The following is a 20,384-nucleotide window of genomic DNA, read 5'->3' as shown; positions in this document are numbered from 1 at the left end:
GGAACCGAGCATCAGTCGGATAGGAGATGTGCGTTGATTGCTTTGACTGCGTCGGCGAGCTCAGATAGCTCCACAACTTCGAGACCCGCAGAGCTCAAGAGTTCGACCCCTTCGCAATCGACGAAGATGGCCGGTTCGCGCCACGCGAGTACGACGCGGCCAATGCCGGCGGCCACGATCAGGTCAGTACAGGTTCGGGGGCGTGAGGCCCGCTTGCTGCATGGTTCGAGACTCGTGTAGATCGTCGCACCGACCAAGGATTCGTTGTTGCCGGAGAGCTTGGCGATAGCGACTTCTTCTGCGTGGTCGTGAGGGTCGGTTTCGCGGGAGTAGCCGGTCGAAAGGACCGTGCCTTTGGCGTCCACGATGATCGCGCCTACTGAGAACGCCGTCGCCAATGGTGGGCAGGAGCGGGAGAGGTTGATGGCCTGCTGGAGCCAGTGGCGGTCGTCGAAGTCAGGCACTTAGTGCTCCGCTTGGGAGATAGCGCAGGAGTACGACGTCGCCGATCTGTTTTACCTCGGCCAAATTCATTCGGTTGGCAGAGTTCTGTGGGAACTTGGCGTCGCCTACGAAGCGGGGAGCGGTACTGTCACCGATGAAGAACGGCGCCACCACAAGGTGAACCTCGTCTGCGAGGCCGGCGGACAAGAACTGGGTGTGCATAGTTCCACCACCCTCCACCATGAGCCGTGCGATGCCACGTTTCCCGAGGTCTTCGAGGACAAATGCGAGGTCGACCGTGGTGCCGCTGCCGACCACCGTGGCGACCTCTCCGAGTGACTGTGTGGCCATGGCCGCCGCGGAGCTGGGGACGTAGACGATCTTCTCGACGTTGCCTGTGCAGAAAAAACTCGCCGACGGGTCTAGGTTTCCACTGGCGCTGATGGTCACCTTGATCGGCGACTCGGTCATGCCGGCCGCCTGACGCTGTTGGCGCCGAATAGCTGAGCGGACGAGCAAGCGGGGGTTGTCCCGACGGATGGTATTGGCGCCGACCAGAATTGCGTCAACTCCAGCCCGAACTTCGTCAACCCGATCGAAGTCCTCGTCGTTAGACAACAGGAGTCGCTGATCGGTGTTGTCATCGATATAGCCGTCGATCGAGGCTGCCACTGACAGCAAGACAGAGGGGCGCTCAGTCACGCGGGTCTCCTTGGTCGGCGTCGACAAGGTTGTCGATCAGGTCAACAAAATCATCCGCAACGCGGGCAATGTCGCCCGACCCAGCATCAGCGTCGAGGTCCGCGCAATGATCCAGTGCCCTCCGCGTGCCGTCGCTCATCCAAGCAGACAGCAGCGGCGTACGGAGGATCTGCTGGTAGATGGCCTGAGATGAGCCACCGCTGGCACCAAGCGGGAGGATCCGCTTACCAAGAGACATGGCGATGTCCGCTTCAGCTTGCGTACCGTTCCCGCCCCCGACGAAGACGACGTACTCGGCGTCCATGATGATATTGCGGCGGCCGAAGATCGCGACCGCGGCACGCAGGCCCGGGGGCTGATAGTAGTCCGCGATGTGAGTGATCACTTCGATGCCTACACCGATCGGTCCATGGTTAACCATCAGGCGTCGCACCATGACAAGCCGAGCCAGAGACCTCACAGCTGCGTCGATGACTTGCTGGTTGGCAGTGACCGCTCGGCTGCCGCAGATCGCAATCCGTGTGCTGGACGAGTCTGCTCCGTCGACACGACGCCTTGCGTTTGGTACAAGTCCCGGCGCGCTAGCGAGCTCCCGCTCGTCGCGGACCGACGACACCAACGCATCCGCGGGCGCCAAGCCCATCAGGATCCTTGCGCTGTCGGGCATCCGTAGGCCCTCAGCGATGCGGGTCAGCACATTAATGTCGGAAACTTGACCGTGGCGACTGCCACGAATCCAGTTCGAGACATCCGATCGATCATGCTCGGTGAGCAACGCCAACTGGGTTTGAGTGCAGTCCGCAAATTGCTTCAAGTAAGCCCGGAACAGTTCGGCGACATCACGCCGAGCCAGCGCGACCTGTACGACGTCGTCGCGCCAGAACGCGGCCGGCACGACGCCTGGATCGAACATCCTTCGACGAGTCACGCATCCCCCCAGCTGTGGTACGCCATCCCACAGAGGGTAGCCGGACGCTTCCGAGCTGTGGAATGAGTCCACGGATTCGGCCAATTTCCCTGCCGACCCGCTCCGGTCAGCATGGACGCATTGGCTCGGTCGAACCTTGAGGAGTGGCGATGTCGGTCGTACAGCAATTGAAGGAACAGCTGCATCACATGTCGGTGGAAGCGAATCGTGCGGCAGGCGGTCTCGGAGGTTTCCAGAACAACTTCGGCCAGAGCAGTGCCCAGGTACAAGCGCTGATCGCGGGTTCTGCCACAGGCACTGATCGCGACATCTGTCAGCTGCTCGACGCGGCTAGCAAGGCCGTAGGCGACGCAGTACAGAGTCTCCAGATTGCCGCAGCGGGTTGTGCCAGCTATGCGAATCAGATCTAGGGCGAATGCCTTCCGAGCTGCAGCGGGTGGCTCAGAGCCTGGTTGAGTGTCTAGACCAAGTGCCGGCGATAGTCGGCTACCTTCGTCGGCTTGCGGCGCAGTGCAGGGACAACGCGTCCTTCATTGCGAACTTTGCATCAGGCAACCCCGCTGCGCGACTGGCGGCCTATCAATTGGCGGCGGCCGCGGATGCCTGCGAGCTGGCGGCACACCTTGCCAGCGGAACCCCGCCGAAGGCTCGAGCCTGGGCAGACCACATGGTTGCCGGTGTGCGGGGACCGGGAACACCGCCGCGCACAGGTCGCCCACCTGCAGCAGCCGCAGAACGCCAGATTTCAGACTCGATCCTCGAGCTCTCAACAACAGACCCAGATCACAAGGACCTTCTGGATAGGCCTCCGGCCAGCAAGACAGTGAGGGTCGACAAACGGTTCACCTATGAGACCGATGAGGCTGGCCGGGTCGTCCAAGCGAGAGCGCTGCTGGACATCGTCGATGTGACGCATCCTCGAGACACGGCGGCTCAGCGCAGACTGGCAGACAAGCTGGCAGGTGATCACGCCGGCCACATCTTCGCGCGGATCTTTCAGGGGCCGGTCGGGATGATGAATCTGGTCCCGATGATGGGCAGTAAGGTCAATCTCAGCGCCTACAAGAAGGCCGAGAACGCATGGCGGGTAGCGCTTAAATCCGGCCACGATGTGGAGGTCCAGGTCGACCTGCTCTATCGGACCAGCAAGAATCGCCCCGACATGATCGCGCTGAGGTACTCGATCAACGGGGTCGTGACGCAGCAGACCATCCGCAACATGCCACGCCGAACACGAGAGGCTAACGATGCCGATTCCTGACCAAGCAGCGCTGGATGCCATTGGCTCAGCCATGGCAAAAGTGGTTCCCGAGGGATGGGGGCGAGCTGTGCTGAAGGTGTCGGCGGTGGCCGCGACGATGGAGACGCAGTTGGCGATTGAGATGTTGGATGGCTCGGCTGATGGGTCGCACAGCCTCGACGCGGAGGCGCAGCTGGTTTGTGATGACCTTCGGGATGCCATGTATGAAGAGGGCGCAGGCACCTGGTACAACGCTGTGTTCATCTTGAGTCCCGTGGATGGGCTTGCCGCAGAATTCGACTATGAGACGCCGCCGTTTGGCGGCGAGGCGACTGACGATCTCCTTGAGGATGACCAGCGGGCCTATCCGCGCGACGCCGCGCACCTGCCCAGCTGGCACCCATCTCGATCCGACACTGCGTAGTCGCCGGTCCCGCTAGCCAAGAATCGCCAGTGATGGGTGCGAGCCGGGTTGTTCCGATCTACGCTTGTCGAATGTGACTCAGCGTGAACGGTGGCGACCGGAGGTGGCGATGGTTGCGGCGGGGGAATTCGAGACGCTCGTGGCGCTTCGCGCGAAGCAAGGGGAGTTCGCCGCGCTCAAGGCCTTGTCGGACGGTGATATCGTCCAGCCGCTCCTCGAGCTGCACGAGACCGACCATTCGCCAGCGGGTGATACGCGGCAGCTGGTGGAGGTTGTCCGGCGGCTCCATGGGTTCGGGCGGTTGATCATGGTCGATGCTGCCGAGTTGAAAGCTGTGGCGAGCGTTGGAGGTGAGAAGCCTGGCGGCCTCGCTGAATTGGCCGACAGTCTGCTACCCGTCAAACTCCTTGACCATCCCGAGCAGATCCCCTTCATTCCTGTCGTCCGCAGCGGCTTACCAGCAAATCAGGTCGCTTGGATTGGCCGGCTATGCAACGAGCTGGGAGTTGGTGGAGCGATTCGCGTTCGCCGGAGTGGCGCCACGCCGGAGGAGGTCGGACGGCTCATCGCGGGTCTCGAGATCGGAGTCGAAAACCTAGATCTGCTCCTGGATCTGCAGTACGTCGACTCCGTCACGGTAGAGCTCATCGACTGGGTGTCGGGCACTCTGGTTGACCTTGGCAGACTCGGACCGTTCCGGTCGGTGACGGTGTTGGGCGGCTCCGTTCCGTCCAGCCTGGACCGAACCGCGTTCTGGGAGAGACCACGGTTCGAGGAACTGCTCTGGAAATCAGTCCACGACGGCGGATTGGAGCAGGTTCGGCTAGGTGACTATGGCGTCACACATCCCGGGGCAGGCGTTCCATTTCCGTCGAAGCATGTAGCTGTCAAGTACACGTGTCCGGGCCACTGGCTGTTCGTTCGTGAGCGCACAACCGATACCAGCGACCGCGGTCGGACCTTGAAGACCGTCTGCCGGAATTTGGCCGAGTCAGACAGCTTCTCGGGGCCGGAGTTCTCCTGGGGTGACAGCGAGATATCCCTTGGAGCAAACGGGCTCGGAACAGGTTGGGGCTCGACGAGCAAGCCGGTGGCCATCGGAACTTCTCATCACCTCGCATATCTCGCCTCGTTTCAAGCCGCGTAGCGGACTCGGCATGCATGAACTGCTGGCGCTGGCTTCGCAATGCCTGGTTGGTGCGCCTGGGGCGGACAAAGGCTGTGGTGATTGAGAGGTCTATTTGCACGCTGGTCGGGGGTTCAGCCTCCGCCCGGCCCTTCGGCCAGCCTTAAAGCGATGGGGTCAGCGGTCTCGGGTGGGAGGGTCGGGGCGACTACGGGTGCTTGTCGGGGTCTGTGACGGGGGCTGGGCGGTGACGGCGCCGCGGGCGGGGGCTACGTCGGAGGCCGCGGCTAGGGCTTTGCGGAGGTCTGGCGGGAGGGGGTGGCGGATCGGGGCTGACTCGTTGGTGGGGCGGCGGGTGGGGGTGGAGGGTGTGCCGGCGGTGGAGTGGAGGCGGTCGAGTCTCATGCCTAGTGGGCGGTTCAGGCGGGCTGCGGCGACGTGGAACGGGCGGTCGTCCTTGCGAGGTTCGAAAGCGACGATTTCGCGGTACGGCGGGCCGTCGTCTTCTGCTTCGAACTCGCGATAGATGAGGCGGTGGGAGGGCCCGAGTTCGGTGTTGCCGCGAGCCTCGGGGATGACGGAGAGCTTGATTTCCGCGCAGTCGCTGAGGTCATGGTCGGCGTTGCGAAGGCGCTTGCCGTCGAAGCTTTGCTCTTGGCCGTTGGCCAGTGCTCGAAGGCCGAGTCTGAGGGCGTGGAGTTCTCGATCCCGCAGACCGCCTGGCTGTTGCGACTCGGCGGCTCGCTGGAGGGCCCTCAGTTGCTGCATCACCTCCGGACGGACGAGGAGGCGGTACGGCGTCACTGTGGCTTGCGGAACTCGGAGTCGTCGACCTCTTCGTCGAGGTCCCAACCCAGCTCGGCGGCGACGTCCTCGAGAGGTATCGACTGTTGCGGGTTCGCGAGTCGGTGGCGCGCGAGCGAATAGCTGGCGTCGAAGCCCTCCTCGTCAGTCGCTTCGGAGACCAGCGCGCGCCAGACGGCGAACGGGATCACGACGGCCTCTGGTTGGCCTGCATCGCCGAAGATCAGTGGTTCGGCTTCACCTTCGCGGTACAGGGCGAGCAGGTTGGGCAAGTGTTTCGCGGCCTCGTCCGTGGCGATCACCCAGGCGGTCTGACCGTCGGGGAGGAGATGCGGCGTTTCCGGGTCCATGGGAATCCTGTTCGGCTTGGTGATTCCAACAGGATAGGGCGGCGCCGTGGGATGGGTGGGGAGTTTATCCACAGGGGTTAGGTGGTTAGGCGGGCTAGGAGGCGGCCGGCTTGGGTGGTTAGGGCTTCTAGGGTTTCGGTGGCTCGGGCTATTGGTGGGGAGAGGATCAAGGCTATGTAGCGGCTGGTGGGTTTGGCGGTGGTGTCGAAGGAGCCGTGGGGGCCGTGGTCGCCGGGGAGGGGGTGGTAGAGGTTGTCGGGGCGGTTGGGGGTGTCTGGTTCCGCGGTTTGTTGGCTTTGGTAGCCGGTTTTGGCTAGGAAGGCGTCCAGGAGTGGGGCGGCTATGCGGTTGCCGAGGATGGTGTAGGCGGTGGGGAAACCGATCCAGAGTTGGCGGCGGCGGTGGTGGGCTGCGTGCCAGATGGCTTCGGCGGCCAGTTCGGGTTGGTAGATGGGCGGGACCGGTTGGGCTTTGTGGTCCAACTTGGATCGCTGGATGCGGAACTGTGGGGTGTTCGTCGCCGGCATGTGGACTTCGCAGATGTGGATGTCGATGTTGTCGTGCTGGAGTTCGCAGCGGATCGACTCGGTGAATCCCTGGGCTGCGTGCTTGGCGCCGCAGTACGCCGATTGCAGGGGGATCCCGCGGTACGCGAGTGACGAGCCGACCTGGATGATGACGCCGCGGTTGCGGGGGACCATCCGGCGCAGGGCCGCGCGGGTGCCGTTGACGAAGCCGAGGTAGGTGACCTCGGTGACGCGGCGGAACTCGTCGGGTTCGAGGTCGAGGAACGGGCCGAAGACGGTGGCCATCGCGTCGTTGACCCAGACATCGATCGGGCCGAGTTGCTCCTCGATCTGCCCGGCCGCGCGATCGAGGGCCTCACTGTCACTGACATCAGCCTGTACTGCGACCGCACGCGCCCCCGTCTTCTCCACCTCGCTCTGGGCGGCGCTCAACCCGTCGGGGCCGCGCGCGATGAGACCCACGTCGTACCCACGATCGGCGAACAGTTGGGCGGTGGCCCGGCCGATCCCTGCACTGGCTCCGGTGATGGCGACAACACTCATGGCCCGCCGGTGCCCAGCAGTAGACGCTCCTACTCGTTGACCAAGTCCTGAAGGAAGAGGCCGTGGATGATGGTGCGGTGATCATGCGTATTTGGCGGACTGGGCTGGACGAGCGGCGGGCGGCGGAGTACGAGACGTTCGCGGCTGAGCGGTCGCTGCCTATGTTCAAGCGTCAGGCTGGGTGCCTGGGGGTGCTTTTCGGGCGGACCGCGAGCGGGCGGATGGTGGTCACGTTCTGGCGAGATCAGGAGGCGGCCGAGGCGTTGGCTGAGTCCGATGACTATCTCGAGACGGTGGCGGCGATCATGGCTGCTGGTTTCCTCGAGGCGCCGCAGTCGGTGGAGCTGCTTCCCGTTGACGACGCCTGGGTTGCATCCGAGCTGTTCTGACGCGGTGGTCCGCAAACGCCAACCGGCCGGCTCACCGCGGGTGCGGTGGCCGGCCGAAGGTGGTTCAGCTCGATGCTGCCGGAGTGACTACAGGTTGCGGAAGAAGGTGCGGAGGTCTTCGGTGACGTCGGTGGGGCGTTCCAGGGAGGCGAAGTGGCCGCCTTCTTTGAAGGTGGACCAGTGGACGATGTTGGAGTTGTCGCGTTCGGCGAGGGAGCGGATGGTTTTGAAGTCGTCGGCGAAGACCGCGACGCCGGTCGGGGCGTGGTTGATGGCCGGCTCGGTGCCTGCGTTGGCTTCTTCGTAGTGGTAGCGGCCGGCGGTGGCCGAGGTGTTGGTGAACCAGTAGAGGCTGACCTCGGTGAGGATCTGGTCGCGGCTCACCAGGCTGGTGCCGTTGCCGAAGTTGTTGAACAGTTCGTTCCAGGCCAGCTGGCCGACCGGGGAGTCGGAGATGCCGACGGCAACGGTCTGCGGGCGGGTCGAGTTGATCGCGTTGTAGCCGCCGACCGACTGGAACCACTGCAGGTGCTCCAGCGCCGCGTAGTCCTCGGGGGTGAACTTCTCGAACTCGGACGGGTCGCCCGACGGGAACGAGAACAGTTGCAGGACGTGCAGGCCGAGGAAGCCTTCAGGGTTCAGCAGGCCGAGTTCGCGAGAGATCATCGCGCCGCCGTCGCTGCCGTGCGACCCGTACGACGAGTAGCCGAGCCGGCGCATCAGCTTGTCGAAGGTGCGCGCCACTCGCGCCATCGTCCAGCCGCGGTCGACCAGCGGAGTACTGAAGCCGAAGCCGGGGATGGACGGTACGACGACCGAGAACGCGTCCTCGGCCTTGCCTCCGTGGGCGACCGGGTCGGTGAGCGGGCCGATCATGTCGAGGAAGTCGACGAACGATCCCGGGTAGGTGTGGAGCAGGAGCAGGGGAGTCGCGTCGGCCTCGGCGGACGGTACGTGGATGAAGTGCACGGTCTGGCCGTCGATGTCGGTCAGGTAGTGCGGGAACTCGTTCATCCGCGCCTCCTGCGCTCGCCAGTCGAACTCGGTGCGCCAGTGCTCGACCGTCTCGCGCAGGTAGTGGTTCGGAGTACCGAGGTCCCAGTTGTCGCCGGGCGCCTCGGCGGGGAGGCGGGTGTTGGCGAGCCGGGCCTGCAGGTCGTCCAGGTCGGCCTGGGCGATCTCGACGCGGAAGGGGCGGATGGCTGCGGTGTCGTTGTTGTTCATGGCTCTACCGTAGAAGCCATATAGGAACGTTAGATTCCCAATTGAAGTACCGTTTTCCGCATGCGTGAAACTTCTTCCCGGTTGCTGTCCTTGCTGGCGCTGATGCAGTCGCGGCCGGCCTGGCCCGGGTCCGAGCTGGCGGAGCGGCTGGGGGTGAGTACGCGAACCATCCGGAACGACATCGATCGGCTGCGCGAGCTGGGGTATCCGGTGGATGCGACGCGGGGCGCAGCCGGGTACTACCAGCTAGGTGTCGGCGCCAAGCTGCCGCCGTTGCTTCTGGATGACGAGGAAGCGGTGGCTGTGGCTGTCGGGCTGCGGACAGGTGCTGGGGTCAGCGGGATGGAGGAGAGCAGCGGGCGGGCGCTGGCGAAGCTCGAGCAGGTGCTGCCGCATCGGCTGCGGCGGCAGGTCAACGCGATCCACACGACGCTGTCGAAAGGGCCGGACAACACCGGGTCGAACGTTCCGGATCCGGAGATCGATCCCGTGGTTGTGACTACGATTGCGGCGGCTATCCGCGATGAGCATTACCTGCGGTTCGACTACGCAGTACCGGGGCAGGAGTCGTCGGGTCCTTCGCTGCCGTTGCTGGTGGAGCCGTATCGGTTGATGAGTTGGCAGCGGTACTGGTATCTGGCCGCGCGCGACGAAGCGGGCGAATGGCGGACGTATCGGGTCGACTGGATGGATCTGCGGATGGCGACCGGGCGGAAATACAAGCCGCGCCCGATGCCGGACGGCGACTACACCAACTTCGTGATGCGCGACGTCGCCACCGCGGGCTGGAAGGTGCATGCCCGGATCACGGTGTTCGCTTCGGCGGAGGAGGTGCTCGCGCGAATCCACGCGGCAGTCGGAATCGTCGAGTCGGTCGACGAAAAAACCTGCGTACTCGTCACCGGCGCGGAAAGCCTCGAGGTAGTCGCCGTCTACATCGGCATGCTCGGCTTCGACTTCCACGTCACCGCACCCGAGGCCCTGGTCGACCACCTCAAGATAATCGGCGAGCGCTACCTCCGGGCAATCGAATCGAGAACGGACTAAGGGTTTCCGAGGCCGGCGTTGCGGGCTTGGATTATGGCTGTGGCTCGGTCGGCTACGGAGAGTTTGGTGAAGATGGTGGAGACGTTGTTGGCGACTGTTTTGGAGGCCAGGCCTAGGCGGGTGCCGATGGCGGTGTTGGAGAGGCCGGCGGCTAGGAGGTCGAGGATTTCGCGTTCTCGGGTGGTGAGGTCGGGGAACGGTTCGGCGGCGGGTTGTGGGGGTCTGGCGAAGAAGGAGAGGACGCGGCGGGCAACGCCGGGGCCGAAGATGGCTTCGCCGGCGGCGACGGCGTGGATGGCGCGGGCGATCTCGTCCTGTTCCGCGCCTTTGACCAGGTAGCCGCGGGCGCCGGCTCGCATCGCGGCGAAGACCGAGTCGTCGTCCTCGAACATCGTCAGCACGAGCACCGCGACGTCGGGCGCAGTACGGGCCAGTTCGCGGGTTGCGGCGAAGCCGTCGAGGTCGGGCATCTGGAGATCCAGTACTGCGACGTCGGGTCGCGTCGTCACCACTTCGCGGACGGCTTCGCGGCCGGTCGCGGCGACGCCGACCACCTCGATGCCGGGCAGCGAGGAGAGCAGGGCGGCGAGACCGGCGCGAACCACCGGGTGGTCGTCGGCCAGCACGACGCGGACCGCGCTGGTTGCCTCGGGGGTCATTGGGATGCCTTTGAGTCGCCGGCCAAGCGGATTTGGGACGTGGCCTCCTGGTCGACGGTCATCGGGAAGGTGGCGTGGACCCGGCCGCCGGTGGGGGTAGGGCCGGCTTCGAAGGTGCCGCCCAGTTCGGCGGCTCGTTCGCGCATTGCTTGCAGGCCGACGCCTGGCTTCCACGCACCGTTCGGTGGGCCGTCGTCTGTCACTTCGACCTCCAGCTCGGGACCACAACGCAGGCACAGTACTGCGGACGTCGCGCGCGAATGCCGCACCACGTTGGTGAGTGCCTCGGTCGCGATCCGGTACGCCGCGACCTCCAGCGCGGCAGGCAATGCGGGCAACCCGTCGGCTGACACTCGCACCGAAACCGATGCGCCGTCTGCTCGCCATGACAGTTGGTCTGCTCGCTGGCGCAGCGCACCGACCAGGCCGAGTTCGTCCAGCGCGGGCGGGCGAAGGTCGTCCACCAGCCGCCGCACGTCGGCGATCGCCGCTCGAGTGTCGGTCCGCAAGGTCCCCAGCAACTCAGAAGCTCGCGCCGGATCGGCGGAGATGAGGTTGGCGGCCGCATCCGCCGTGAAGGCGACGCCGGTCAACGTTGGGCCGAGCCCGTCGTGCAGGTCCCGCCGCAACCGCCGGCGCTCCTCCTCGCGCGCAGCGACGAGGTGCTCCCGCGAGGCCTGCAATTCAGACGACAGCCGAGTCGCATGCACAGCAACGGCCAGCGGTACTGCGATCAGCGCGAGCACGTTGCGATCAGCCTGCGACAACCCTGACTCGCCCGAACGCAGCCCAACCAGCAACGAGCCAACCGTAGTACCGCCATAAGACAACTCCACCGGTACTACGTCCGCCGAGCCCACGAGCCCGCCCTCGCGGGCGACTCCGGCCGAGTCCACGGGCCCGCCATCGCGGGACACCCCGGCGGAAGGCTCGCCAGGCGGCGCGACTCCGGCGGAGGCGAGGATCGTGTCGTCCACCGCGACGGCGACGTACGGGAAGCGGAGGGCGGAGCGGATGGCTTCGACGACACCGGGCATGCCGCCGGCCACGCCGGAGGACAGTTCCTCCCCGATGCGTGAAGCGACCCGAGCCGGGTCGCGGCGGTCGCCGTACATGGCTCGGTCGACCATTCGCTGCAGGCGCGGCAGTACCGGAGCGATCAGCAGTGCGACCAGGACCGTGACCGTGGCGGAGCGCCCGAAGCGGGAAGAGATCAGTGAGTCCGTGAGAGCGACCAGCGCGACATAGGCGCCGACGGCAAGGATCGACAGCAACGCCCAGCTCAACGCCCGGGACACCACCAGTCGGATGTCCAGCAGCTGATGACGAACGATCGCGACCGCCACCGAGATCGGGATGAGTGGGATCGCCAGCAGGACCAGGATCGGTGTGCCGCTGACCAGCGCCCAGGGGGTGACGAAGACGATCATGATGACGCTTGCCAGCAGCAACCACAGTAGTTGTCGGCGGCCCGTATCAGCCGCCCGGCGATAGCGGATGACCAGACTCGCTATCGCCAGGAGATAGGCGAGCAGTCCACGGAGTTCGGTTGCCGTCCACAACGGTTGAAGGGAGTCGTACCCGGGGAGCTGGAGATAGCTCGTGGGGCCGTCGTCGAATATCGCCTCCGGGCCTGCGCCCATCTCGAGAGCGAACAACGGCGAGGTGACGATGATGCCGATGGCAACAGGTCGCCACCGCTTCGAGAGAAGGCGTCCGTCGGGGAACAGCAGCAGCGCCAGCGGCAGGAACAACCCGATCGACCAAGGCCAGGACCAGAGGAACACCGTCGCCGCGAAGCGTTGCACCGGCATCGGCGCGGCACTGTCGTACAGCAGTTGGCTCAGCGGCGCCCCGACGGCGGTGGTCGCGTGACCGATGCCGTCGGCGATGAAGAGCCAGCCGATCGGGTTGGCCGGCCGATGCCAGGCGATCACCGCGCCGCAGGCCGCGAAGGTGAATCCCATCAGCCCATTGGTGACCAGGAAGCTGTCGAGCGCAGTACTGAAGGACCAGCCGACCACCACGGCCAGGACCAGCCCGGTGAGCACTTCGGCCACCGCGAACCCGCCGAGCCCGGCCGCCAGCGCCCGGCGGTTGGGAGGGTGGTCGGCCTTCATGGGGATCAGTGTGCGCTCAGAGGTGTCCCGGTGTCTCGGGAACGGGTTCCCGGGGATGGCGGGCGAGTTCCTGGCGACGGGTGAACGCCGGCTCAGGCGGCGGGAGTGCGGCCGGCCCGACTGTGGAGGCAGACGGCCCGACGGGCCGCAGTACAGGGGAGGTTTGGAGATGTCTCGTACATTTCGTGCCGGGCTGGTCGTACTAGGGCTGCTGTCGCTGGCGGACCTGGCCGGCCCGCTGCTGACGGATGGTGAGCACCCGCCAATGTCGGTCGCGCTGATCGGCTCCGCGCTCGGGCTGGTCAGCCTGGTGCTCGTGGTGTTCGCCTGGCGCGGTGCTCGGCGGCCGGTCGTGCCGCTGATCGTGCTGCGGGCGCTGTCGGCCCTGAGCGCAGTACCGGCCTTCTTCGTGGGTGACGTCCCGGCAGCGGCGTTGGCGGCCGCCGGACTGGTAGTCGCGTTGACTGCGCTCGGTGTGGCGCTCCTGCTCGTGCCTGCGCGGCAATTGGCAGGTGCGCGATGACAACCACAGCAGCCCGTACTACGCCCGTTGCGGACACCCGCGGCATCACCCGATGGGCAGCCGCGCTCCTGTTGCCAGTCGGCCCGGCGGCTGTCGCGGTACTGCGGTACGTCCTGCCCTACGACACCGTCGACGACACCTCGACCATGGCCGCGAAGGCGATCGCGGAACCGGGTCGCGCCTCGGCCGTGTTGTGGTTAGGACTCATCGCGATCCTGACGCTGGTACCGGCCGCGTATGCGGTTGGTAGGCTGACCCGGCGGCGGGCACCCAAGCTGACGCTGGTCGCGCTGGCGCTGCTGATCCCGGGGTACCTGTCGCTCGGCTGGCTGGCCGGTAGCGACCAGCTTCTCTGGGCTGGGGCAGATGCCGGGCTGGAAGCCGGTAGCGTCACGCGGATCGCGGAGGCAGTCCACCCGACGGGTGAGATCGCCGGGGTGTTCTTCGTCCTCGGGCATGTCATCGGCACCATCCTGCTCGGTGCCGCGATGTGGCGCTCGCGAGTGGTGGCGCGCTGGGCCGCGGTCGCGGTGATGGTGTCGCAGCCGGTTCATATCGTTGCCGCGGTCATCATTCCCAACCACACGCTCGACCTGTTCGGCTGGGGACTGCAGGCGGCCGGGTTCGCCGCGGCGGGGTGGGCGATCCTCAAGCTCCGCAACGACGACTGGGACCTACCGGCCGTGCGCTGACGGCAAACCAAAGCGTCTGGGTCTGATGTCCCGTCAGACCCAGATTGCTGCCGGCCACCCGTCGGCGAAGATTTCCGGTGGATTGGGCAACGACACGGCATCTCCTCGCGCGACGCGCAGCGCGGACCACGCCGCCGCACCCGCGTCCAGTACGTCGTCCACGCCGACCGCCTGACCCGCCAGGCCGAGCTCGCCGTTCAGAGCGATACCTGCGTCGGCCAGCAGAGCACGTCGGCGTTCGGCGCCGGCCCAGGTCGACTTGCGGACCGTCAGCGGCGCCCCGGCCAGCTGGGCGAAGCTGACCTCCGGATGAACCTCCACCACCAGCGCACCGGCCCGCTTGACCCACTGGTCGACCTCGAACAGTTTCCCCCGCAGACCATAGGCCTGGATCGAGAGCCCTTGCCCGGTGAGTTCACGATTGATCAGGACCGCATCCCGATGAGTCGGAGCCAGCAAGGCCGCTCGTACCGGCGTCGTGAACACCGAAGACGACAACCGTCCGATCGCGGACCTAGCCAGCAGATCCGCCTGCCGTGGCGCCTTGTCGGGCAGCCCGATCGGCATGTCGACGGCGACGACAGCGAGCGGTCCGTCATGCTCGGCCTGCGCGATCAGGAGTTCGATCGTGCTCGCCACGTGCGCGCGCACCGAATCGTCCTCCAGCAGTACGCCGACCCACCCCGCCTTGCAGGCATCGACACCGAGCACCCGGGTCACTTGCTAGAGGCCCTGTTGTTTGAGGAAGGCAACAGATCTGGCCATCGACCTCGGCCAGGCGGCAGCGAAGGCGTGCTCCTCACCAGGGTAGGTGTAGAGAGTGGCTTGCTTACCGGCCTTCTGCAGGGCTGCGTAGGTTTGCTGCGCCCAGACAGGTGGACAGGTGGAGTCGGCCAGGCCCTGCTGGATCAGCAGTGGTTCGGTGATGCGGTCGAAGAAGTTGACGGCTGACAGGTTCCGCCAGAAGGTCGGGTTCGCGGCCGGGTCGCCGTGAGCACGGACGATCGCACCGGCGATCTCGGCCTGCGGGCGGACCCAGCGGTTGAAGTTGTCGACTGCGTTCGAGCTGACCGGCGCGTAGACGATGGCTGCCTTGACCAGACCCGGTTGCGCCACCAGCACGTTGTACGTGATGCCGCCACCCATCGACCGGCCGAACAGCCCGACCCGCTGCGGGTCGACGAACGGTGCCGCCTTCAGGGCGAGCACCGCGTTGATGACGTCCTCTGTGTAGCCGAGGCGCAGGTTGACCTCGGACTGCGGATCCTTGGACGACTGCGCGTGATTGCGATAGTCGGTGTGCAGTACTACGTATCCGCGGCGGGCAAGGTAGTCCTGCTCGCGCATCAGGCCGCGGCCGTTGGTGTAGATGGCTGGGTCGATGTAGCCGTGGTTGAGGACCAGTGCTGGGTGGCGGCCGGGGGTGCGCGGGACGTTGAGGATGCCGGAGATGGTGAGTTTGCCGCTGGCGTAGGTCACGTAGTACCGGGTGTAAGCGTCTGTGCGGCTCAGGACGCGGCCGAGGCGGAGGTCGCGGCCGTCGTACTTCTTCGCCATCAGGGCCTGGAGCGACACGGGATGCGGCGGCGTGACCGGGGTGCTGGCGGTGCTCGGAGTGGGTGCCGGAGCAGTCGGTGTCTGGGAGGGCTGGGACGGCTGAGCGCTAGGGGTCGGTGTGGTGGCAACGGGTCCCGTAGGCGTGGGGTCGGCCGACTGGGGCGTCGAGCAACCAACTGCAGCCGACAGGACCAGCGCGGCACACCCCAGCGCAGGGCGTCCCAACCACGGCAGCTTCATAGCCCCATAGTGCCGCCCTGCCCCAAGGCGAGCGGAGGGACGGGGGTTGACGCAGGCGGGAGCGAGGGGGACTGTCAAGGGGAGAGGGGTTGTCAGCGGGGAGGTCTGGCAGCCGTCCGGGGGACCAGTTGCGCTGGGGGAGCTCGCGCTGAGTTCACGGGGTGGCTTGCCGGTCTGGGCGGCGCCGCGTGAAGCGCGCCGGTCGACACAGGGAAAGCCCACTGGACCGTGGAGGAGTCATGGGCGAGTACACGATCGAGAACTTGAGGGAACGCACCAGAGGTCCCGTCATCACCGATGCGGACGAGGGGTACGACGAGGCGCGCAAGGTCTACAACGCGATGCACGACAGGCACCCACGGGTGGTCGTGCAGTGTGAGAACACCGGCGACGTGATGGCCGCTGTCGGCTTCGCTGCCGCCAACAACCTGGACCTGGCCGTCCGTGGCGGCTCGCACAGCGTCCCGGGCTTCGGCACCTGCGACGACGGCGTCGTGGCCGACCTGAGCCCACTGCGCAACGTCCGGGTGGACCCAATCACCCGTACTGCGCGCGCCGGCGGCGGCGCCACCTGGGGTGACTTCAACGCGGCGACCCACGCGTTCGGGCTGGCGACCACCGGCGGCATCATCTCGACCACAGGTGTCGGCGGGCTGACGCTGGGCGGCGGGATCGGGTACCTGGCGCGCGGGCTCGGCCTGTCCTGCGACAACCTGATCTCCGCGGACTTGGTCACGGCGGACGGCCGGTTCCTGACTGTCAGCGAGAAGGATCACGAGGACCTGTTCTGGGCACTCCGGGGCGGCGGCGGCAACTTCGGCGTCGTCACGTCGCTGGAGTTCCGGCTGGCTCCGGTGGACACCGTCTACGGCGGGCCGATGCTGTTCGAGATGGCTGACGGAGCCGCTGTGCTCGCTGGGTTCAGGGACCTGATCAAGGACGCGCCAGAGCAGCTCGGCGGCTTCCCGGCCTTCCAGTTGGCGCCACCGCTGCCGTTCATCCCAGAGGACCGCCACGGCGACCCGTTCACGCTGATAGTCGCTTGCTGGGCCGGGGACCCGGAGCAGGGCGAGGACGAGGTCAACAAGTTCCGGCAGTTCGCCCCTGTGGTCGCAGAGAGCGTGGGGCAGATGCCGTACCCCGCACTGAACAGTGCGTTCGACGGACTCGTACCGCCCGGCCTGCAACACTACTGGAAGGCCAACTTCGTCACTGAGCTCACCGACGACGCCATCCAGGCGCATCTGCAGCACGCACCCGGTCTACCGGCAGTGAACTCGACAGTGCACATCTACCCGATCGACGGAGCCTGCCACCGGGTAGCGGCGGACGCGACGGCCTTCGCCTACCGGGAAGCCAATTTCGCGACAGTGATCGCCGGCATGTGGCCGGACCCCGCGCAGAACGACGAGGGGACCAAGTGGGTGCGCGACTACTACGACGCTGTGGCGCCCCACTCGGAGGCGGGCGGCTACGTCAACTTCATGGCCGGTGACGACCAGGGCCGGGTTGCCGACAACTACAAGGGCAACTACGAGCGGCTGGTGGACGTGAAGCGCAAGTACGACCCGGACAACCTGTTCCACCTCAACCAGAACATCGCTCCCTAGTCCACAGCAGGTCTGGTCCAGAGCATGGCGTGGGCGTTGCCGACCCTGGTGAAGGTGGCACCGGGGAAGGCGGCTGAGTAGGTCTCCTCGAACTGCTGGCGACTCAGGTACCGATCACTGACCCGGTGATCGAGCCAGTCGCCAGTAGCGAGCTTGAAGATCTCCCAGGCGTCAGCACGCCCGCGCCGTACCAGGTTGCGGGCTAGCTTCCGGAGCTCGCCGCCGTAGAGCCACCAGCGCGGGTTGGCCGGGCGCGGGGACACGGTGTCGACCAGGACGGCCTGCCCGCCGGGTGCCAGCAGGTCCTTGATGTGTGTCAGGGCTGCCGGCAGGTCTGGAACATGGTGGAGCGTCGCCGCGCTGACGATGAAGTCGTAGCTGCCGGTGACGTCCAGGATCCCGGACTCGAGGTAGCAGATGTTGGGACGTGGCCGCTTGCGCCGGGCCAGCCGGATCATCGCAGCGGACAGGTCGACGGCGTCCACGTGCTCGAAATGCTCAGCCAGCAGTACTGCGTGCCTGCCGGCGCCGCAGCCCAGGTCGAGCGCGTTGCCCCCCGAGCGCTGTCCGGCTGGCAGCACCGACGGGAGCCAGTCGCTGACGGCGTTGCCGGTGAGTTCGCCCAGGCGGTCGTAGTCCGCGGCCAGCCGATCGAACGACTGTGCCTCTGCCCGCGAGATCGCCTGCCGCCTGCGCCCCAGCAACTTCATGCCTCTGGGACGCGGCGGCAGGCGGAAAGGTTCGGCTAGATGCTCAGCAGGCGTTGGAAGAACGCGCGGTAGCGCTGCAGAGCGGAGCGCAGGTCCTCAGTATCGGGTTCGCCCTCCGACCACCGGCCTTCCAGTGTCTTGCGCTGCTCGTCGAACATGGCAGAGAGCCGCTCGAGGACTTCACTGACCAGCTTGTCGGCATCCGTGACCGCGGACCGCGGATCGTCCACGAAGCCTTGCTGGACGACGTCCCAGCGGGCCTTGAAGTCGACGGCGTCCGACGGGGTCATGAGTGGCTCGTCGGACGTGGAGTGTGCCGGAGCGGTCGGGGTTCCTGCCGTTGCTGCATCGGGTGTGGCGTTGGGGTCCGTCAGCGGGTCGGTGGTGCGGTCTTCCGAGGGGATGACCGGAGCCTGGTCGTCACCGACCTGGTCTACGGAGTACTCCGGCCGCTCGGCGTGCACGGGGCGGTCGGCCGCGACGGGGGTCGCCATACCGTCCACCGGGTCGGCATCCGCAGTACGGGCTGCCGAGTCCGGGTCCTCGGTACGGGGTGCTGGGTCGGCTTGCGCAGTACGGGTGGCGTCGTAGTCCGCAGTACGGTCGTCGGCCGCTTCCGCAGTACGGGGGTCTCCAGGGCGCGGGGTGGCGGGATCCAGGGGGTCGTCGTGGGGGAGGGTCATGAGTAGTCCTTCGGGTCGGTGTGGCCGTTGCGGGAGGCCGGGGTCTCGAGCAGGACGGTGACTAGGCGGCGGTAGGCGGTGACTGCCTGGCGGAGGTCTTCTGTGGTGACCTGGCCCTGGGTCTGGGCTACCGCGATCTGGTGTGCCTGCCGGTAGTTCTGCGCCACCTCGGGATGGTCCACCGAGATGTCGTCGGCCCGCTGGTCGAAGTCGTCGACCGGATAGCCGGCTTCGCGCATCATCCGCAGTACCAGCCGGTCTGCCTGGGTGACAGCCTCTCCTGGGGTGTCCACGAAGCTCTGCTGCAGTCCGGTCCACTCGGCGCGGTAGCGCTCGGCAGACTCCGCGCTGATCGGGTGTACGTCGAGCTGCTCGCGCCGCTGCTCCCGGGCGCGCAGATCGCGCAGCGCTTCCTTGCGATCACCCCGCTCCTCCAGAGTGCGCTCGTACTCCGGGCCGAACCGCTCCTGCAACTGGGCGGTCTTCCGTCGCTGGTACGCGTAGAGTGCCCCCGCGGCGACGAGCACGACCAGGACGACGACGATGATGGTGATGACGGTTCCCATCGGTCTCAAGTCCCTTCTGAGTAAGTAAGTTTTGTACCCAGGCCGAAACGACGAAACGCCCGGAACCCTGGTGGGCTCCGGGCGTCAGCCGGTCCTGCGACTCGTGCGGGATCAGGCCTTCGGCGCCAGCTTGTGGACGACGATGCCGGACTTGAAGGTGGTCGTACCGAGCAGTTCGAGGTGGTTGATCCCGATCTCGGACTCCGCGAACAGCTGGTCGCCGTCGGCCAGCACCGGGAAGACCCAGAAGTGGTACTCGTCGACCAGCTTGTGCTCGAGCAGCGTCTTGGAGAACGACCCGGTGCCGAACTTGAGCAGGTCGCCACCGTCCTCCGCCTTCAGCTTCCGGAGGGCCTCGACCGCGTCGCCCTCGAGCAGCTTGGCGTTCCAGGTGGTCTCGGTCAGCGTGGTGGAGGCGACGTACTTCGGCATGCTGTTGAAGGTGTCGGCCATCTCGCCGTCCCGGCTGGACCAGGCCTCGGCGAAGCCTTCGTAGGTGCGCCGGCCGAGCAGCAGGGCCTCGGTGCTCTCCATCAGCTTGCCGGAGTAGCCGAAGTGGTCCTCGTCCCAGTACGGCCCGCTCCAGTCCTGCGGGTTGGAGATGCTGCCGTTGAGGGTGACGAAGGTGGACTCGATGATCTTGCGCATGGTCGTGCCTTTCTGCTGTGTGGTGTCAGGCTTGGTAGGGGTGTTTGGTGCGTGCGTCGCGAAGTGCTTGCGCCCACCAGACGAGCTGGTCGAGCGTGGTCTTGGCCGAGGCCTCGTAGCCTGAGCCAGGGCGGGGCCAGCTGCCGTCGGCGGCGAACTGTTCCCAGTAACAGGGCAGTGTGACGGTGTTGCGGATCGTTACCGCCTGCAGCTCGGAGAAGACCTGCCGTAGCTGCGCTGCGGCGTACAGGCCACCTGTCTCGCGGCCGTAGGCGACGATCGCGACCGGCTTCGCGTGCCACTCCTCGTAGTACCAGTCGAGTGCGGTCTTCAGCGATGCCGGGAAGCTGCTGTTGTACTCCGGAGTGACGACAGCGAACGCATCCGCCGCAGCCAGCCGCGGAGCCAGTACTGCGACCTCTGCCGGCGTGGGCTCGTCCGTGTCGGACAGTGTCTGAGGCAGGTTCGCAGTGGCCAGGTCCACGACGTCTATGTCGAAGTCGGCCCGCTTGGCGGCCTGCTGTGCGAACCAGCTGGCCACTGTCGGCCCGAAGCGCCCGTTGCGGGTGCTACCGATGATCACTGCGAGTCGTAAGTTCATCCCTGCTCACCTCCCTCGTTGCTGTTG

Annotated in this window: 25 protein-coding genes; 9 read left to right on the top strand and 16 right to left on the bottom strand. The window is 66.2% G+C overall.

Annotated features, from left to right (window positions below):
• Positions 1 to 11: 11 nt before the first annotated feature.
• Genes ACQPYM_RS27840 through ACQPYM_RS27830 form a run of 3 tightly spaced genes read right to left on the bottom strand, consistent with a single transcriptional unit; the run spans position 12 to position 2,059 of the window.
• A complete protein-coding gene (locus ACQPYM_RS27840) occupies positions 12 to 464 on the bottom strand; it encodes a deaminase (RefSeq protein ID WP_433006026.1) in 453 nt (150 codons plus the stop codon).
• Positions 457 to 1,146, bottom strand: coding sequence for a RibD family protein (locus ACQPYM_RS27835; protein ID WP_433006023.1), 690 nt, complete (start codon positions 1,144 to 1,146; stop codon positions 457 to 459). Before ACQPYM_RS27835 ends, ACQPYM_RS27840 begins: the two co-directional genes overlap by 8 nt.
• The gene (locus tag ACQPYM_RS27830) at positions 1,139 to 2,059 is read right to left on the bottom strand and encodes a hypothetical protein (protein WP_433006020.1); all 921 of its coding nucleotides are present in this window, start codon (positions 2,057 to 2,059) and stop codon (positions 1,139 to 1,141) included. Before ACQPYM_RS27830 ends, ACQPYM_RS27835 begins: the two co-directional genes overlap by 8 nt.
• Before the next feature lie 164 nt (positions 2,060 to 2,223).
• On the opposite strand from ACQPYM_RS27830, the gene ACQPYM_RS27825 reads away from it, so the two are divergent.
• From ACQPYM_RS27825 to ACQPYM_RS27810, 4 genes are all read left to right on the top strand, one after another.
• A complete protein-coding gene (locus ACQPYM_RS27825) occupies positions 2,224 to 2,484 on the top strand; it encodes a hypothetical protein (protein ID WP_433006017.1) in 261 nt (86 codons plus the stop codon).
• Between the two features lie 5 nt (positions 2,485 to 2,489).
• The gene (locus ACQPYM_RS27820) at positions 2,490 to 3,335 is read left to right on the top strand and encodes a DNA/RNA non-specific endonuclease (protein WP_433006014.1); all 846 of its coding nucleotides are present in this window, start codon (positions 2,490 to 2,492) and stop codon (positions 3,333 to 3,335) included.
• Positions 3,322 to 3,738, top strand: coding sequence for a hypothetical protein (locus tag ACQPYM_RS27815; protein ID WP_433006011.1), 417 nt, complete (start codon positions 3,322 to 3,324; stop codon positions 3,736 to 3,738). Before ACQPYM_RS27820 ends, ACQPYM_RS27815 begins: the two co-directional genes overlap by 14 nt.
• A gap of 73 nt (positions 3,739 to 3,811) precedes the next feature.
• On the top strand, positions 3,812 to 4,885 hold the full coding sequence (locus tag ACQPYM_RS27810) for a beta family protein (protein WP_433006008.1): 1,074 nt from the start codon (positions 3,812 to 3,814) through the stop codon (positions 4,883 to 4,885).
• Positions 4,886 to 5,041: 156 nt separating this feature from the next.
• Here ACQPYM_RS27810 and ACQPYM_RS27805 read toward each other — a convergent pair whose 3' ends face one another.
• The 3 genes from ACQPYM_RS27805 to ACQPYM_RS27795 all read right to left on the bottom strand — a co-directional run bounded on the left by ACQPYM_RS27805 (position 5,042) and on the right by ACQPYM_RS27795 (position 7,088).
• A complete protein-coding gene (locus tag ACQPYM_RS27805; protein WP_433006005.1) occupies positions 5,042 to 5,632 on the bottom strand; it encodes a hypothetical protein in 591 nt (196 codons plus the stop codon).
• Between the two features lie 32 nt (positions 5,633 to 5,664).
• Positions 5,665 to 6,018 (bottom strand): hypothetical protein, encoded by a 354-nt coding sequence (locus ACQPYM_RS27800; RefSeq protein WP_433006002.1) that lies wholly within the window; start codon positions 6,016 to 6,018, stop codon positions 5,665 to 5,667.
• Between the two features lie 77 nt (positions 6,019 to 6,095).
• Entirely contained in the window at positions 6,096 to 7,088 is a 993-nt protein-coding gene (locus tag ACQPYM_RS27795) for an SDR family oxidoreductase (protein ID WP_433005999.1), read from the bottom strand.
• Between the two features lie 83 nt (positions 7,089 to 7,171).
• Here ACQPYM_RS27795 and ACQPYM_RS27790 point away from each other — a divergent pair, with 83 nt between their 5' ends.
• Positions 7,172 to 7,477, top strand: coding sequence for an antibiotic biosynthesis monooxygenase (locus ACQPYM_RS27790; protein WP_433005995.1), 306 nt, complete (start codon positions 7,172 to 7,174; stop codon positions 7,475 to 7,477).
• Between the two features lie 87 nt (positions 7,478 to 7,564).
• Here ACQPYM_RS27790 and ACQPYM_RS27785 read toward each other — a convergent pair whose 3' ends face one another.
• A complete protein-coding gene (locus ACQPYM_RS27785) occupies positions 7,565 to 8,701 on the bottom strand; it encodes an epoxide hydrolase family protein (protein ID WP_433005992.1) in 1,137 nt (378 codons plus the stop codon).
• 60 nt (positions 8,702 to 8,761) lie between these two features.
• On the opposite strand from ACQPYM_RS27785, the gene ACQPYM_RS27780 reads away from it, so the two are divergent.
• A complete protein-coding gene (locus ACQPYM_RS27780; protein ID WP_433005989.1) occupies positions 8,762 to 9,748 on the top strand; it encodes a helix-turn-helix transcriptional regulator in 987 nt (328 codons plus the stop codon).
• Here ACQPYM_RS27780 and ACQPYM_RS27775 read toward each other — a convergent pair.
• The gene (locus ACQPYM_RS27775) at positions 9,745 to 10,407 is read right to left on the bottom strand and encodes a response regulator (protein WP_433005986.1); all 663 of its coding nucleotides are present in this window, start codon (positions 10,405 to 10,407) and stop codon (positions 9,745 to 9,747) included. The genes ACQPYM_RS27780 and ACQPYM_RS27775 overlap by 4 nt on opposite strands.
• Positions 10,404 to 12,527, bottom strand: a complete 2,124-nt coding sequence (locus ACQPYM_RS27770; protein WP_433005983.1) for a histidine kinase — start codon at positions 12,525 to 12,527, stop codon at positions 10,404 to 10,406. The genes ACQPYM_RS27775 and ACQPYM_RS27770 overlap by 4 nt, the downstream gene beginning before the upstream one ends.
• Positions 12,528 to 12,696: 169 nt before the next feature.
• Here ACQPYM_RS27770 and ACQPYM_RS27765 point away from each other — a divergent pair, with 169 nt between their 5' ends.
• Positions 12,697 to 13,050 (top strand): hypothetical protein, encoded by a 354-nt coding sequence (locus ACQPYM_RS27765; protein WP_433005980.1) that lies wholly within the window; start codon positions 12,697 to 12,699, stop codon positions 13,048 to 13,050.
• Entirely contained in the window at positions 13,047 to 13,742 is a 696-nt protein-coding gene (locus ACQPYM_RS27760; protein WP_433005977.1) for a DUF4386 family protein, read from the top strand. The genes ACQPYM_RS27765 and ACQPYM_RS27760 overlap by 4 nt, the downstream gene beginning before the upstream one ends.
• 33 nt (positions 13,743 to 13,775) lie before the next feature.
• On the opposite strand, the gene ACQPYM_RS27755 is transcribed toward ACQPYM_RS27760, so the two are convergent.
• Positions 13,776 to 14,462 carry a DUF429 domain-containing protein gene (locus tag ACQPYM_RS27755; protein WP_433005974.1) on the bottom strand — a complete coding sequence of 229 codons (687 nt, stop codon included), beginning with the start codon at positions 14,460 to 14,462 and terminating at the stop codon, positions 13,776 to 13,778.
• Between the two features lie 3 nt (positions 14,463 to 14,465).
• Positions 14,466 to 15,317 carry an alpha/beta hydrolase family protein gene (locus tag ACQPYM_RS27750; protein WP_433005971.1) on the bottom strand — a complete coding sequence of 284 codons (852 nt, stop codon included), beginning with the start codon at positions 15,315 to 15,317 and terminating at the stop codon, positions 14,466 to 14,468.
• A 461-nt stretch (positions 15,318 to 15,778) separates the two neighbouring features.
• On the opposite strand from ACQPYM_RS27750, the gene ACQPYM_RS27745 reads away from it, so the two are divergent.
• Entirely contained in the window at positions 15,779 to 17,149 is a 1,371-nt protein-coding gene (locus tag ACQPYM_RS27745) for an FAD-binding oxidoreductase (protein WP_433005968.1), read from the top strand.
• On the opposite strand, the gene ACQPYM_RS27740 is transcribed toward ACQPYM_RS27745, so the two are convergent.
• The 5 genes from ACQPYM_RS27740 to ACQPYM_RS27720 all read right to left on the bottom strand — a co-directional run bounded on the left by ACQPYM_RS27740 (position 17,146) and on the right by ACQPYM_RS27720 (position 20,357).
• Positions 17,146 to 17,859: a class I SAM-dependent methyltransferase gene (locus tag ACQPYM_RS27740; protein ID WP_433005965.1), complete on the bottom strand. Its 714-nt coding sequence runs from the start codon at positions 17,857 to 17,859 to the stop codon at positions 17,146 to 17,148. The two genes, ACQPYM_RS27745 and ACQPYM_RS27740, sit on opposite strands and share 4 nt — an antisense overlap.
• 35 nt (positions 17,860 to 17,894) lie before the next feature.
• Complete coding sequence (locus ACQPYM_RS27735) at positions 17,895 to 18,542, bottom strand: hypothetical protein (protein ID WP_433005962.1); 648 nt, start codon at positions 18,540 to 18,542, stop codon at positions 17,895 to 17,897.
• Positions 18,539 to 19,108, bottom strand: a complete 570-nt coding sequence (locus ACQPYM_RS27730) for a hypothetical protein (protein ID WP_433005959.1) — start codon at positions 19,106 to 19,108, stop codon at positions 18,539 to 18,541. Before ACQPYM_RS27730 ends, ACQPYM_RS27735 begins: the two co-directional genes overlap by 4 nt.
• A gap of 111 nt (positions 19,109 to 19,219) precedes the next feature.
• Positions 19,220 to 19,756, bottom strand: coding sequence for a dihydrofolate reductase family protein (locus ACQPYM_RS27725; protein ID WP_433005956.1), 537 nt, complete (start codon positions 19,754 to 19,756; stop codon positions 19,220 to 19,222).
• A gap of 25 nt (positions 19,757 to 19,781) precedes the next feature.
• The gene (locus ACQPYM_RS27720; RefSeq protein ID WP_433005953.1) at positions 19,782 to 20,357 is read right to left on the bottom strand and encodes an NADPH-dependent FMN reductase; all 576 of its coding nucleotides are present in this window, start codon (positions 20,355 to 20,357) and stop codon (positions 19,782 to 19,784) included.
• Between the last annotated feature and the right edge of the window lie 27 nt (positions 20,358 to 20,384).

The organism is Kribbella sp. CA-294648, assembly GCF_050943845.1.
Lineage (GTDB): Bacteria > Actinomycetota > Actinomycetes > Propionibacteriales > Kribbellaceae > Kribbella.
Note: the sequence above shows the minus strand (reverse complement) of the source record. Positions and strands in the feature narration are given on the sequence as shown.